The 14,494-nt window shown below is 43.6% G+C and carries 19 protein-coding genes; 17 read left to right on the top strand and 2 right to left on the bottom strand.

Annotation, left to right across the window (positions count from 1 at the left end; translation table 11 throughout):
• Nucleotides 1-5: 5 nt before the first annotated feature.
• From BUA17_RS15180 to BUA17_RS15140, 10 genes are all read left to right on the top strand, one after another.
• A complete protein-coding gene (locus BUA17_RS15180) occupies nt 6-338 on the top strand; it encodes an HIT domain-containing protein (RefSeq protein ID WP_072734123.1) in 333 nt (110 codons plus the stop codon).
• Between the two features lie 224 nt (nt 339-562).
• On the top strand, nt 563-718 hold the full coding sequence (locus BUA17_RS31210) for a hypothetical protein (protein ID WP_162842428.1): 156 nt from the start codon (nt 563-565) through the stop codon (nt 716-718).
• Nucleotides 719-827: 109 nt separating this feature from the next.
• On the top strand, nt 828-1,604 hold the full coding sequence (locus BUA17_RS15175; RefSeq protein WP_072734122.1) for a hypothetical protein: 777 nt from the start codon (nt 828-830) through the stop codon (nt 1,602-1,604).
• A gap of 201 nt (nt 1,605-1,805) precedes the next feature.
• Nucleotides 1,806-2,228, top strand: coding sequence for a YhfM domain-containing protein (locus BUA17_RS15170; protein ID WP_139295666.1), 423 nt, complete (start codon nt 1,806-1,808; stop codon nt 2,226-2,228).
• Between the two features lie 263 nt (nt 2,229-2,491).
• Complete coding sequence (locus BUA17_RS15165; RefSeq protein WP_072734120.1) at nt 2,492-3,058, top strand: GNAT family N-acetyltransferase; 567 nt, start codon at nt 2,492-2,494, stop codon at nt 3,056-3,058.
• 104 nt (nt 3,059-3,162) lie between these two features.
• Entirely contained in the window at nt 3,163-3,660 is a 498-nt protein-coding gene (locus BUA17_RS15160; protein ID WP_072734119.1) for a PH domain-containing protein, read from the top strand.
• A complete protein-coding gene (locus tag BUA17_RS15155) occupies nt 3,657-5,192 on the top strand; it encodes a PH domain-containing protein (protein ID WP_072734118.1) in 1,536 nt (511 codons plus the stop codon). Before BUA17_RS15160 ends, BUA17_RS15155 begins: the two co-directional genes overlap by 4 nt.
• 232 nt (nt 5,193-5,424) lie before the next feature.
• A complete protein-coding gene (locus BUA17_RS15150; RefSeq protein ID WP_072734117.1) occupies nt 5,425-6,204 on the top strand; it encodes a Cof-type HAD-IIB family hydrolase in 780 nt (259 codons plus the stop codon).
• A 561-nt stretch (nt 6,205-6,765) separates the two neighbouring features.
• Nucleotides 6,766-7,428: an HAD family hydrolase gene (locus BUA17_RS15145; protein WP_072734116.1), complete on the top strand. Its 663-nt coding sequence runs from the start codon at nt 6,766-6,768 to the stop codon at nt 7,426-7,428.
• Nucleotides 7,429-7,494: 66 nt separating this feature from the next.
• Nucleotides 7,495-8,013: an NUDIX domain-containing protein gene (locus tag BUA17_RS15140; RefSeq protein ID WP_231952621.1), complete on the top strand. Its 519-nt coding sequence runs from the start codon at nt 7,495-7,497 to the stop codon at nt 8,011-8,013.
• Nucleotides 8,014-8,254: 241 nt separating this feature from the next.
• Here BUA17_RS15140 and BUA17_RS15135 read toward each other — a convergent pair whose 3' ends face one another.
• Entirely contained in the window at nt 8,255-9,415 is a 1,161-nt protein-coding gene (locus BUA17_RS15135) for a glycosyltransferase family 4 protein (protein WP_072734115.1), read from the bottom strand.
• Between the two features lie 241 nt (nt 9,416-9,656).
• Between BUA17_RS15135 and BUA17_RS15130 the strand changes: the two genes are divergently transcribed.
• Genes BUA17_RS15130 through BUA17_RS15120 form a run of 3 tightly spaced genes read left to right on the top strand, consistent with a single transcriptional unit; the run spans nt 9,657 to nt 11,091 of the window.
• Nucleotides 9,657-10,232: a DMP19 family protein gene (locus BUA17_RS15130; RefSeq protein ID WP_072734114.1), complete on the top strand. Its 576-nt coding sequence runs from the start codon at nt 9,657-9,659 to the stop codon at nt 10,230-10,232.
• A 19-nt stretch (nt 10,233-10,251) separates the two neighbouring features.
• Nucleotides 10,252-10,788, top strand: a complete 537-nt coding sequence (locus BUA17_RS15125; protein WP_072734113.1) for a DEAD/DEAH box helicase family protein — start codon at nt 10,252-10,254, stop codon at nt 10,786-10,788.
• 9 nt (nt 10,789-10,797) lie between these two features.
• Nucleotides 10,798-11,091: a hypothetical protein gene (locus BUA17_RS15120; RefSeq protein WP_139295665.1), complete on the top strand. Its 294-nt coding sequence runs from the start codon at nt 10,798-10,800 to the stop codon at nt 11,089-11,091.
• 97 nt (nt 11,092-11,188) lie between these two features.
• Here BUA17_RS15120 and BUA17_RS15115 read toward each other — a convergent pair whose 3' ends face one another.
• A complete protein-coding gene (locus BUA17_RS15115; RefSeq protein ID WP_072734111.1) occupies nt 11,189-11,962 on the bottom strand; it encodes a sporulation protein in 774 nt (257 codons plus the stop codon).
• A gap of 225 nt (nt 11,963-12,187) precedes the next feature.
• Between BUA17_RS15115 and BUA17_RS15110 the strand changes: the two genes are divergently transcribed.
• The 4 genes from BUA17_RS15110 to BUA17_RS15095 are packed head-to-tail and all read left to right on the top strand — an operon-like array spanning nt 12,188 to nt 14,459.
• The gene (locus tag BUA17_RS15110; protein WP_244552170.1) at nt 12,188-12,859 is read left to right on the top strand and encodes a class I SAM-dependent methyltransferase; all 672 of its coding nucleotides are present in this window, start codon (nt 12,188-12,190) and stop codon (nt 12,857-12,859) included.
• Nucleotides 12,860-12,916: 57 nt separating this feature from the next.
• Nucleotides 12,917-13,357: a cupin domain-containing protein gene (locus BUA17_RS15105; protein WP_072734109.1), complete on the top strand. Its 441-nt coding sequence runs from the start codon at nt 12,917-12,919 to the stop codon at nt 13,355-13,357.
• Between the two features lie 20 nt (nt 13,358-13,377).
• The gene (locus BUA17_RS15100; protein ID WP_063564125.1) at nt 13,378-13,920 is read left to right on the top strand and encodes a hypothetical protein; all 543 of its coding nucleotides are present in this window, start codon (nt 13,378-13,380) and stop codon (nt 13,918-13,920) included.
• Entirely contained in the window at nt 13,920-14,459 is a 540-nt protein-coding gene (locus BUA17_RS15095) for a GNAT family N-acetyltransferase (RefSeq protein WP_072734108.1), read from the top strand. Before BUA17_RS15100 ends, BUA17_RS15095 begins: the two co-directional genes overlap by 1 nt.
• Nucleotides 14,460-14,494: the final 35 nt, after the last annotated feature.

The following is a 14,494-nucleotide window of genomic DNA, read 5'->3' as shown; positions in this document are numbered from 1 at the left end:
CGTATATGACACAGGATTTTTATTGTGATGAAGTGCTTAGTGGTAATACCAAAGTAAATATCGTCATGGAAACAGACAAGGTGCTGGCTTATCATCATACCCGACCATACTACAAGCATCATATTGTTGTTATTCCAAAGATCCATATCCAATCGTTCATTTCACAGGAAGAAGCTAATAATGATGAACTATTACTGGAGATCATGCGCGTTATCAAAAAGGTTGCTGCGGACATGGTTGTCCAGACGGGTTCTTCCAAAATCGTAACCAACCTGGGCACTTACCAGGATTCGAAGCATCAACACTGGCATGTGGTAAGCGGTGAACGTATCCAATAAAATAAGTCTTAAGTAGAGTCTTCCTGCCGGATGTTCGGGGGAAGACTTTTTGAATTTAATGATTAGAATTCACTCTATCAAGAATGAGGAATTTGATTGGAGAAAGTAAATGGAGGTAAAATATGCTAAAATAGTTTGGTGAATTAATAAATTGAACTATTTATCAATCATGATGATCATATGAATTATGAATTCAGTACGTTGATAAAAAAGGAGGAATTGTGATGAGCTTTTCATTCATTTCAACATTCGCAGTGTTATTTAACTTGGTGTTATTCGGTTTGGGTGTATATGCCCTCATTTTATTTATCAAACTTGCTAAACTCGGGATTCAGGCGTTGGATATTTATCTATATGAGAAACGAGGAGAACGGTTCTAAGCTGTAGAAATCTCACTCAACAATAGAATTATCATTTTTCTCTCAGTGTTTTATTGTTGCTCTATTGATATGATTAACTCATCATTCAACTAAAGAGAGGGTAAATGACATGGATACTTTTTTAGAGCAAATCAACGAATTGCAGGAGCTTCAAAAAGATTTGGTCAGTATACATCCTTTATTCGCAGACTATTATCCCGTGGTTGTGGCATTTGAAACTTTATTATATATCTATGATTATTCGTCCAAGACGCAGCAATATGAATGGGTGAAAACCGTCCCAGATGACCTGAACATTCCCGAAGGATGCCTTGCAGCATTTCCGGTGCACCACATGGGTGGGCGGATGTGCGCAGTGGTGACGGATGCGGCGTTCCAAAATTTTGAGCAGAAAGTCTATCTCTTTCATGAGTTTGTCCATTGTTACGTATATGAGCAGTATACCGACATGGGTGACCGTCTTGAGATCAAACGTAAGATGGAGCAAATCAAACGTGTAACATGGGAACTGGATTATGAGTTTCCTTATGACAATGAGATGGTTGTCCAGCGGATCACTTCGTTGCTGTCAGCCTTGAAGAGTAAGGATCTCTTGCAAGTGAAAGAGGCGAGAGTGGCCCTGTTCAGCTCTTTGAGTGAAGAACAAGGTGAGTACTTCAACTGGCTGGAATGGAACGAAGGTTACGCGCGCTATCTGGAGAATCGAATTCGGGAGAAATTGGGACTGGAAATCAATCGTATGGGGGATTCAGCTCCGTTTAATCGTCTTGTTTTCTATGAATGCGGGTCGGAATACATAAGCCTGCTCGTTAACGAACAGCCGGATCTTCATACGGATTTGGAGCAGTTATTTGAGAGGATACAAACAGAGCGAGTGCAGGGTTGAACACCGGGTATAGTTCCCAAATACATTACGGACCTAAAGATAAGTGCTTTCGTGGCCGATACTGCACAGCGTTTAAAGTCCTGCTCCAAGGATGGGACACCGAGTTGCAGCATGCGAGCATAAGCATCTAGAGCTAAATACAGATGATTGCTTAGAGAGTGAGTACTATGTGTTTAGTCGAGCCCGGAGGTATATATGCTAATGAAAAAAGCAGGGATTCTCTTAGGTCTCTTCGTAGTGCTACTAGCAGGCTGCAATCCTTCAAATGGAGCTAATTCTAATCCGAAAGAAGTGCTACCTTCACTCATTACATTAACCTGCAATCCCAACTTCACGATTGAAGCGTGTGAAGATGTGGAATTCGAAGATCCGGTTGAGATTGGAATCGTAATCGAGGCTATAAACAAAGCGGAGCGTATATCGGGAAGTCTTGATTATAGCGTGGAGTACAAGATGAACTTAACAGATGCAGATGGCTACTTAACGAAGTATGATTTTTCCATAGGCAAAGATCCCAAGCAGTCAGCCCTTCTGGTTAACCATGAGGATACCCACGTAGGATACAGCATACCCATCGAGGATGCAAACCAAATAAGGAAACTGATCCAGAGTCATACGGATTAACATAGAAGCCTACTGATTACATCGGTAAGTCAATTTACTATATAGGTTTAACAAAAAAATTTACACGATAACGGAGAGGACAGAAAAAACCTAAAGAAGCGAAGCATCAGCTTCGCCTTTATACCCGGATTTTCCCCTTTGAAAATAGGAATCAAAAAAATCTGGGGATAACAGCGATCGGAAGGTTGTTCTGTCATCGGAGTGGCAAGTGTAAATATTCTTTGGTTTAATTTATATATCTATTGAAACGGAGAGACGGTCATATGAGTCACCTGATTACCATTCAACCTTTAACAGCATCGGATATGGAGGGTGCCTGGCGGGTATTCGAGACATCCATAACGAATGCATTTACACAGGAAGGGCTGGGTTCCCTGCACGAAGACATACGCGATGAAATTGAACACAAAAAAGCGATGCTTTACTTAGCTTTGCATCCTGACAACAAACAGGAATCGAATGTTTTCTTCTTGCTGGCCAAAAGGGAAGATACCGTCGTAGGCACTATTTCGTATGGACCTTGCGGCGAGGAGATTCAAGAATGCGCAGACCACCAACTGAACCACATAGGAGAATTGGGTAGTCTCTACGTTCTACCAGAGGTTCAGGGTCAGGGAATTGGCTCTGCTCTCATTCAGGCCTTGGCTACTGAACTTCAGAGACGTGAGATTACGCAATTTTGCCTGGATAGTGGATACCGGATAGCGCAGAAGAAATGGCAGCGGAAGTTTGGAGACCCCTATGCCGTGGCAAAGAACTATTGGGGTGAATGCACGGACCATATGGTGTGGTTATGTAATGTGAAGGATTTTGCTGCAATAAATGACTAAGAGATGACGACCTGTACTGAACAGGGGTCATCTCTTTTACTAAGTCAATCTTTCTGCATCGATAGAGGACTATTCTTCGTACAGTAAGAAAAAGGAGTGAAGATATGCAGTACATACAGAGTACACCCGAGCAACGTTTATCGCCGGATGCCATAACCATATGGAGAATCAGTGCGATTATATCGAACGGAATAGGGTTGATTGTGCTTGCAGCACTGCTGATTCTGGATTCCGTCTTTGGATGGAGGGCGTGGATTGGTTGGTTGCTGTGGGGAGTGACTGCCATATCAGTGCTGTATGCGGTGTGGGAGGTTTTTATCCGGCCTTCATTGTTATACAAGCATTGGTATTACGATGCGAATGAGGAGTTCTTGCAATTGAAACACGGCGCTTTGAAAAAGGTACATCAGATCGTTCCCATGGCCAAAGTACAATCCGTCACGACGAACCAGGGTCCTCTTTTGAGAAAATATGGCCTATATTCTGTATCGGTTGGCACGATGGGTTCATCTCATACGATCCCGGCGCTGCCAGAGGAAGTGGCGCTTGAATTGCGTAGTCAGATTGCGTCCTATGCAAGGATTAATGAGGTGGATGAATGAACGAGATGAAAAGACAACACCCGTTAGCCATGCTCTGGAGTTTGTGGAAACTGGTGAAAAATTCTTTTGCATTTATCGTTTTTTTATTTATTCTCCGTCATGGCTCGGCGTCCATGTGGATCATGTATGGCAGAATCGTCTTTTATGTGGCTATCGCGTTTAGTGTGATAAACATCATCTGGAGTTGGTTTACGCTACGTTATACCGCAGATGATAAGGCTTTTCAGATCTACAGTGGGGTGTTTAATCGCACAAGAAGAACGATACCCTATACCAAAATTCAGAACGTGAACCGGCATACGTCGTTGTTTCATCGTTTGTTCCGAGTCACATCCATTCGTTTTGAGACGGGCATCAAGGGAGAAGATTCTACTTTTCAGTTGCAAGTCGTTTCACTTACGGAATCGGATAGGCTTGAAAAGGTTGTAGCAGGGCATATAACGGAAGCGATTGTCGCCAGTGATGCTGTAGAACCAAACGAAGAACCCGTGACGCGACCTGAACACGTAACACTGGAAGAAGATATCCCCTCGACTGTAAAAGAAGAACTTGAACGGATTGTCCATTACAAGTCCACCCGAAAAGATATATTCAAAGCTTCGTTTACCTCGCTCAGCTTTCTGGTACTTATTCCGATTCTGGGATCGCTCTATTCGTCGGTGAAAGATTTCTTTCCCGATGAAAAAGTGACGGAGAGCATCCTGTTGACATGGCTGGATACCTGGTGGATTACCGCATTGATCATCACAGGACTTATTGCTGTTTCTATTATGCTAGGTATTGTCAGAACCTTTGTGAAGTATGGCGATTTCCAAATCTCCTCTGATCGCAAACGTATCTACATTACGAAGGGTATGTTGGAACAGACCGCATTTTCAATCCTGAAAGAACGAGTACAGGCGGTGAAAATCACACAGTCTCCGATGAAAAGACTGCTAGGCTTGGCAGAAGTGGAACTAACGACAGCAGGTGGTGTGGGAGAATCCGAACAGGAAGTTAACTCGCTCTATCCTTTTTTGCCTGTGAAGCAAGCATACGATATGATCTCGGAGATTTTGCCATCCTATCAAGTTACGCAGGAGATGCAAAAGCTTCCACGAAAATCATTATGGCTGCGCATGTTGACACCAAGCTGGGTGTGGATCATTGCAACGGGGTTACTGTTTTATTTCAAACCGCCGATTCTGGGACAGGATCAGGCATGGTGGATGATTTCCGCTATTCTGTTACTGTGGATTGTCATATGCAGAATAACTGATTTTCTCCATACACGATACGTGCTGAATCAGAACTTTATCCAATTGCGAACTGGTGCATTAACCTCAACACTATACATCTCCAAGCGAGAGAAAGTCATTGAGGTACAGATCACCCGGAATCTGCTGCAACGTTGGTTTGGGGTTGCTTCGATTCAAACCGTGAATCGTGCCAAACCTGTTCTGCATCATACGCTAAACGATCTTCCGCTTGAAGCCGTAGAGGCGTTTCAGCTGTGGTATATGGAGCGGAGCCAGAACGTCCAGACCCGTTAATGTAAAGGCAAGTGCAGGAAGACTACTAAGTTAATTGTGCACTTGCCTTTTGTATTGAGAGGTCAGAAATAACCTGAAGAAGCGAAGTGTTCGCCTTTATTCCCGGATTTTCCCCTTTAAAATAGTAATCAAAAAAATCTGGGGATAACAGCGATCGGAAGGTTGTTCTGTCATCGGAGTGGCAGGTGTAAATATGCTTTAGTTCAATTGATATAACTTAGGAGGTGTTCCTTTGATTAAAATCGTATTTATGGACGTGGACGGTACGCTACTCAGTGAGAAGGATCGAAGTCTCTCTCCAAGTACAGAGGAGTCGATTCGACAATTGGTTCGTAGGGGCATACAGGTCGTGCTGGTCACTGGCAGACCGTACAATTTATGCCGAGATTTCAAGAAACTCGGGATTAATACCATAATTTCGGCTAACGGGGCATTGATCAAGAACGGTGAAGAAGTGATACATAAGTCGGTGCTTTCTGAACGAGTGGTAAGAGAATTCAGTGAATTTGCCGAGCTGAACGGCAGCAGTATTTCTTATTTTACAGAGTCATTCGAGATGAATGGTTTATGCCCAACGGATGTACGTGTCACCGATGCATTGAGAGATACGCTCGGTCTGATGGAGTACCCCTTGAGCATCAGTTCTTTGGAACAGGAAGTGTATTGCATTTGCTTATATGCTGATCAAGACGAAGTGGAGAAATTCCAATCCAGATTCCCTGCATTAAAATTCGTGAGGTTTCATCCTTACGTGTCTAACGTACTGGAAGAGAACGAAGTATCCAAATCGATAGCGGCAGGAAAAGTGCTCGCCCACCTGAAAATATCGAAAGAGGAAGCAATGGCTTTTGGCGATGGTGAAAATGATATTGATTTGCTAGAGTACGTGGGTCTTGGCATTGCGATGGGAAACGGAGGAGAACGCGTCAAACAAAGTGCCGACTATGTCACGCTGCGAGCAAGTGAGGATGGCATCACACATGCGTTGAGGAAGTTTAAAATCATAGAATAAGCAAATTTTGGAGTAATAAGGATATCCTAATTATGGGTTTTCATGTAGAATGATGGAGGATGAATTAAGCCCTAAAGCATAGGGTGTGATCGAAGGGTGACTTATGAAAAAGGTTGTCATTGTAATCTTGTCTTTTGTCGTACTTATTGGTGTATCTTCTTCAGCTTATGCCCATCCAGGTAGACTGGACAAAAATGGTGGACATAATTGTTCCGCGAAATCCAAACAAAAGGGCCTTTGCACAGGCTACCATTATCACAAAAAGAAGAAATGAAATTGAGTTTTACAAGCTAAACCCAGCCCTGGTCTAATCTATGGTTGGGTTTGCATGTTTATAATTCATGGTAGTCGCAGCTAACAGAATACAATAAACATTACGTTAGAGGTGAGTAGTATTATGGGGTTTATTGGGATCATTTGTGTAATTATTATGACGGTCACACTCATCAGTATAGAAAGTAATACGAAACGGTTAATTCAAGAGCAGGCCGAAACCAATCGGAAACTGGAGCAACTATTAAGGAAAGAACGTTTTTAAGACCAGACAGGAGGAGTATGACGATGGATCATATTAAAGCAATTATTTTTGATCTAGACAATACAATTCTCAACAGAACAAGTACCTTTGAAGGCTTCAGCCAGAGCTTGATCAACACTTATTTTGCCCATCTTGAGACTACGGATGATATTTTTAAACGAATTATTGAGCTGGATGAGGATGGTTACAAGGACAAGGATGTCTTGTTCAACGAGCTGCTCCATGAATTACCTTGGGCTGAGAATCCACCTCACGCAGAGCTTATGGAGTTCTATGGCAGAGAGTATGTGAGAAGTGCTGTTCTGATGGAGCAGGCGAGAGAAGTGGTTCAGCATCTAAGAGGAAAATATAAAACAGGTTTAATCACCAATGGTAAAACTGAGATTCAGTACGGCAAAATCGATCAACTTGGCATCCGGGATGATTTTGATCATATTATCGTTTCAGAAGAGGCTGGTGTCAAAAAGCCCGATCCTCGTATTTTCAAATTGGCATTGGATCATTTCAACCTCTCTCCCGAGCAGTGTATCTACATTGGAGATCATCCCGTCAATGATGTTGAAGGAGCGGCAAAAGTAGGCTTGAGCACGATCTGGATGAAGGTTAATCAGCCTTGGCAGGACAGCATTACAACCAAACCATTGCATGCTATTGAGCATCTTGGTGAATTAAAAGGCCTGCTCTAAGTGGAGATCGTCAGATTAGATTCAAACAACACAACATTACATAACAGAACAGTGAGGAAGGTGCACATGGAGATCAGACAAATGGCTACCGCATTTTTGAGTAATGGCAACGACATGTTAATGATGAAGAAGGCAGGCAGCAGGCTGTTTGATTTTGAGTTCTGGGGTGGTATTGGCGGGCATCTGGAGCACGGCGAGCTTAATTCACCAATGACCGCCAGTTACCGGGAGATTGAAGAAGAGACGGGGTTCAAGCAAGCGGAAATTGAAAATTTCCGTCTTCGATATGTTTTGATGCAGTATAGCGACGGTGAAGTTCGGCAGCAGTTTGTATATTTTGGTGAGACGACACATCGAGCCTTTATTCCATCAGATGAAGGGGATTTATTTTGGATTCCTTTGGATGAACTGCTGGATTTACATACATCCATTCTGATTAAAGCTGCGATCCGGCACTTTTTGCAGAATCAGGAGACCGACGAGATATGGATCGGGAATGTCCTGAATGGAGAAGGGGCAACGGCTAAACCAAGGGTAGAATGGAGTATTATGCAAGATACGATATCCTTTGAACCCGTTGTGTAATGTTAGACGTCTTGACCGGGAAAGGGACATATCTCTGATCGAAAAAGCTATACGTTTAACGTCTGTAGGCGACTGTTATAAAGAGCGAGGATATTAACCATCCCCGCTCTTTTTTAATACCTCGTATTGAATATAAATTCTCTTTTTGGAATGATGATGGATATGAATATCCAAACTTCAACAGGTGGGTCTTGGAGCAGCAGTGATCATCCATTATTCAATTCGGTTTATTTAATGAAAATTAAGCTGTGATGATTCGATCTTTCGTGCGTCTTCTCCGATTCTCAATGGCTTCCTCATAATCTCTGACCAACCTGTCAAAAATGTGATCCCACGAACGCTGTTCAGCAAGTTTTCGGCCTTCAAGACCCATATTCCTCAGTTGATCCATATGATCTCCCCAGAGGCATATCTCCCGAATCAATGCATCCGCATGGCCTGGCTTGAACAGAACACCGCTTCGATGATGTGTGACCAAGTCTTTTACACCGCCACCATTCGCAGCGAGAACCGGCAATCCCGAAGCCATCGCTTCCAGCACCACATTGCCAAATGTTTCTGTTGAGGAAGGAAACACAAAGATATTTGCCGAAGCATACATAGCAGCAAGCTCTTCACCATGCAGATACCCTGTAAAGGTGACATTGGGTGGGGATTGCATACGCATTTTGGGGAGCAATGGACCATCGCCTACAATGATCCAGTGTACACGGGCTTGCATATGTTCTGGCAACTGCTGCATGGCAAGGGTGAGGGTGGCGATATCTTTTTCCGGGGCAATTCGTCCAACGTAGAGTAGAATTAGAGGAGCGGTTATATTGTAGCGAGTACGGATATCGGAACTTCGTTTATCAGGTGAATACAGGCTGCAATCGATCCCGCGGGACCATAACTTCAGACGTTGAATACCTTTTGATTGCAATGAGTTTAAGGTCTCCTGAGACGGTGTCAATGTTGCATCACAGGCCCGGTGGAACCATTGGATATACTTCCAGTAAAGAGGAATGACGCTTTTCAACTTGTAGTATTCGAGGTACCGATCGAAGTGAGTATGGTAGGAGATGACATGTGGAAGCTGATACTTGAGCGCATATCTGAGACCGAAAAGACCCATATTGAACGGAGTGGCGATATGCAGCAGATCTGGCTGAAAGGTCTTTAGCTCCCGATGGATGGATGCTCGATTAGGTAAGGCGATACGACATTCCGGGTAGAGGAAAAAGGGGATGTTGGTAACCGAACGGACTGGAGCGGCATCGTTGCCTTCAATAACAGACTGCGGTGTGAATAACAGATGCTCAATTCCTTTGCGGTTCAAGTGATTACTCAAGCGGTGCAGCGTACCGGCAACACCATTGGTTTCCGGAACATAGGTGTCGGTGAACAAGGCCAGGCGCATCATAACCCCTCCCAAGACTCTTGATGAGAAGATCATAACAGCGGATCATTTTCCAAAGGTCAAGTGAAGGTTAACTTTATCCATATTCCGTGTAAAGTGTGCGGGGAAGTGATCTGGTGCAAACTTACATCGGATAAACTTATATAACATATTCTGCTATGATGTATAGGCGTTTCGTTTTAGTGGACCTGTGTGAAATCATTCGTCCAACTTATATAGATAGAGAGATACAGGAGGCAGAGAGATGAACAAATTGCAGGAAGAATTGCAGCAATTATTACCCTTGGATCAGTTTGACAGCATGTCAGGTGAGGAAGTGGTGGGGAGTGTTGCGATGGATCTGTATCGCGCGGAATTTGCGACCATTCGGGAGTGTGGACCTGAACTTCCACAGGTATTGCGAGATACCATCCTGATCATAGATCTGGATACAGAGCTATCCATGAGCGGCATTACTGGTTTTCTTGAAAATTTGAGTGGGCGTTTTCTGGGTGAAACGACGGAAGCGATGCAGCGCATAGGCAATGATGCTGATGCAGAGATTCTGAAGAACATCCAGCATATGTTATCCGAAAGTGGTGTAACACCTGAGCAGTTAAGAGAAAATGTGAATGCACTCTCCGAACAGGATGTAACGACGACCCTGAATACGCATGGACAGCAGATCCTTGAGGTTTTGCAACGGGTTGAGCTGGAAGCGGGTAATTTAAGCATGCAATCGGATAATGAAGAGGTATTTGAACTCCTTTATCAATATGTGGATACGAACAAAGATCGCCTGAAACAGGAGTTGGAGCACCTCTTGTCTAATTCAATCTGACACGCAGGAGGACTTCACTATGATTGTGATGATTAATGGGGCATTTGGCTCGGGTAAAACCTCTGCTGCAACCAAGCTGCAGCCGTTAATTCCGAACAGCATGATCTACGATCCAGAAGAGATTGGATACATGTTAAGAAACGTGATTGTGGATGACGTCCGAATGGATGTGGAGAAAACGGACGATTTTCAGGATATGGAGCTGTGGAAAGTCCTTACCGTGAAAGTCGCCCGTGAAATCAGGCAGAAGTATAACAAACATCTGATTGTTCCAATGACCATCTACAAGTCAGAGCAGTTCAGTTACATCCATCGGGGTCTGAAAGAGCTAGATACTGACCTTTTTCATTTTACCCTGATGACATCCATGGAAACATTACATGAGAGATTGTTGAAGCGCGGGGATAAGCCTGATGGATGGACTTTTCAACAAGCGATTAAGTGTGTCGAAGCATTCCATGGAGCACGCTTTGAAGAGCACATTCAGACGGATGGCCAAACGACAGATGATGTAGTGAATTTTATAACTTCCAAAGTGTTGTCAAACCGTAAATGAGGAGGCAAAATGATGACTATCAACAAACGATTAGGTATGGAGTCCCTGTTGGTAACTTTGCTATTCACACTGGGTTTTATGGCTTGGAATGTCATTCAAGGCATGTTAATGACGCTGAATCATACACCTGAAATGATGAACACTGATTCATCTACCAGCACGTTGCAGTCCAAGGTTGATTTTGGCTCCATTGCCCGTTGGGATACTACTTCGATTCTGGTCGCTGCTGTTGGATTTCTCTTGCTTGCTGCTGCATACTACGGACTTCGATCGGGGATACAGCGCTGGACACAGCGTTTCTGATTGTTTATTAAAAGAAGAACATATTCAAAAAACAGTTCTACACCAATGAAAGTTGGTAGGAGAACTGTTTTTTGTTTTTGGGTCTATTTTTAATAGATTATAGATGCTTGGAGATGACCTCTTCCAGACCTTGGGCAACCGAATGCGCACCCCGTGCAAGGTGTCTCTCGTAGAGATGCAGTCGGACAAAGCTCTCATCCGTCCCCATCGCCTCCGAGAAAATGCCACCGAGTCCACGTGCGCGGCGGTCGATCTGAAGCAACAGTTCCAGTGAATCTCCCATTGGGTAAAACAATACTTCCAGCTCATCCAAATAACCACGGAATTTGCTCGTTGGCACGAATTCAAATTCCTGTACAAATGGAAGATTGCCACCAAGCTTTGGAGCATAGTCATTGGTCACTTCACTCAGCTTGAAACCAAGGAGATCAATCGCATCAAGCACAGTATTCATATCTTTTGTAGGAACTACATGGAGTCTGTCCCGGTCTGAGGGGTCCATGGCGCTCGAGATATCGAGGCCCGTTTCAACCCATACCTCTGCACGATGCAGTGTAATTGGGAGATTTTCAGGTAGATCAAAGGAGAAGGATTTCTCCAGTTTGGCGCCAGGCTGTAAAATAAAACCTTCTGTAAGCAAGTATTTGGCTACAACGGCAGTTTCATTTACTTTTCGATCATTGTGCTCCCGTATGTAATGGGTTTTGATCGTAAGGTAGATTCGGTCTACATTCTGTTCCACGTCTCCACCCTCGATGTACACGATCCCAGAGATGATTCCTCCAGGCGTAACCTCAGGTGTATGTAATTCTGTATTTACTTTGGCTGCTCCAACACCTACACTGGCTAACATTTTCTTAAAAAAAGACATTCATTCAACCTCCACATCCTATTGGTTTATCCAAGTGGCAAAATACGACTTCGAGCATAATACGGCGCCTACGAGAGAAGCGTTTCAAATTTTAACAAGCACAAGATGAGGATAGATAAAACTCTTAAGTGAGAAAAAAGTTAACCTATGGACAGGAAAATCGACTTGTCTGTGTCGAATGTTGTTTAATATGGGATTTTCTTCTGGGGGGGATATCTATTGGGCATGGAATGGTATGACATGATCGGACAACGTAACGGAGGATACAAAGGCAGATCGGTATTTACCTGGGAGGGCAATTCAGCAGAAGATGTATTTGAAGCGCGCTTGATACAGTTGCTACCTCAGCATAAATCTGTGCTTGATGTAGGTTGTGGTCATGGTGAATTCACATTAAAAATGTCGGCATATACCGATCATATTACGGGTTTTGACAACTCGAAGGAGCTACTGCGTATCGCTCAGGCTGGGCTTGTGGCCGGTGACGTTGGCAATGTTGAATTTGTCTACGCTACAACCAAAACAGAGTTGCCCTTCGAAGACGAACAGTTCGACCTGATCTATGACCGCAGAGGACCTACGTCCATTATTGAACATGGGAGATTGCTGCGAAAGGGTGGCGTGATCTTTGGCATTCATACCGATGTAAGCAAGGTACGAGAAAGGCTGCATACAAATCAGTATGAAAACATTGAAATTGAGGAATTCAACGAGGCCCTAATGGTCTTCCCTGATGAAAAAGAGTTCGCTATCTTTCTTTCCGATATCCCTGGCAACCCGGATTACACACAGCCTGAGTACCATGAGCAGCTTCAAGTTAAGCTGAAGGAAATTCAGATTGAGGGGAGACTTGCTGTGCGTGAGCACAAATATATCTGGAAGGCCGTAAGGCGTTAAAGAAAGATTATAAAATATGAATGCCTGACTTCGTATTTCAGATCTGGAGGTTGTGTTTTGGATAGAGAAACTTTAGAACAAAATTTAGGACCAGATAATGTGAATACCAGCTTCGAGCAGATGGCTAACGGGGAACGGAAATACAAGATGGTTTCAGAAGATGGCAGTTATTATTGCAGAACGGTAGCTTCATCTCAGGGAGCATGGCAAAATAGCCATTTCCATAACCATATAACCGAGTTCTATGTTGTGCAGTCTGGTTGGATCGCTTATGCAAATTTTACGAATGATCAGACGCTTGAAATCAGAGTTATGGGCGAAGGAAATCACATCATTGTGCAACCAGGAGTACACCATAATTTATATATGTCAGCTAATAGCGTTATCCATACGATTAAATATGGTTTGAATACAGATAGTGATTGGTCTGCTTCTCCGGAACTGGACAGCGTTACACAGAAGCTAATGGAGAGTGAATTAATTCAGACTTACGCTTAACCAGCTTGGGGGTTAAAAACATGCGAAAAAGTACGATATTTTGGCTAACTGGTATTGCAATTATTATTGTAGCAGTGTTTCTTGTATATAATAATCTGGCTCCAAGCATTACAGCGCAGGATGTTAACATGAAGGGCACGATTCGGCAGACAGCTACGGATGAATACGAGGTGCAATTAACCATTACACGTACAAAAGAAGATAAGGGTCAGCACACCATATATCCCCTTGTAGCTGGCTGGGGTTCAATATCTTTTGATGACAAACAGGACAACCGATTTATTCGACCTACTTCCGTCGGCAGCACAGGTGCAATGGAAGAGATTCTTCGTCAAGTGTTACAGAGGCAGTCATCAACAGCGATTACTGAATTTGCAGGGTTCTCCATACCTGATGCGGTGGGCACGTACAAGGTGCGTTTTACTATTCATCCTTTGGGTGAGGAGGCAGAACTGATTCGGCAACCGATGATCTATTATGTTCATCAGGAAAAATTACTGGGCAAAGACCTGAGCTGGGTCTCAGGAGAGCCTCTGGAGATCATTAAGGAGTATGCAGAGTGATGCTAATCTATCAATCGAATGAGATTACGGTACGTTTACTGGATGAAAAGGATGAACAGCTCCTTGTTCAATGGTTGTCTGACCCAGTAGTACTTCAATATTACGAAGGCCGTGATCAGCCGCATGATCTGAACTTGGTCAGAGAGCACTTTTATAGACAAGAGGATACGGCACATCGTTGTATGGTTGAACACGAAGGTAAACCGATCGGCTATATCCAGTTCTATGAACTGGAGGAGGAAGAACGGAATGAGTATGGTTATGGAGATACAGATGAAATCATCTATGGAACAGATCAGTTTATTGGAGAAACTGATTACTGGAACCGCGCTATTGGCACACAACTAGTACAATCCATGATGACCTATCTGGTCAATGATAAACAAGCTCGGAAAGTGGTCATGGACCCGCAATCCTGGAACGAACGAGCCATATCCTGTTACGAGAAGTGTGGATTCAGGAAGGTCAGACTGTTACCAGAACATGAACTGCATGAAGGGCAGATGAGAGACTGCTGGCTGATGGAGTATACCCCATAGGCAGTACGCGGTGCTATATAAACCATTTAACCAAG

Source organism: Paenibacillus sp. ov031, from assembly GCF_900143165.1.
Taxonomy (GTDB): Bacteria; Bacillota; Bacilli; order Paenibacillales; family Paenibacillaceae; genus Paenibacillus; species Paenibacillus marchantiae.
This window is presented reverse-complemented; position numbering and strand designations above follow the sequence as displayed.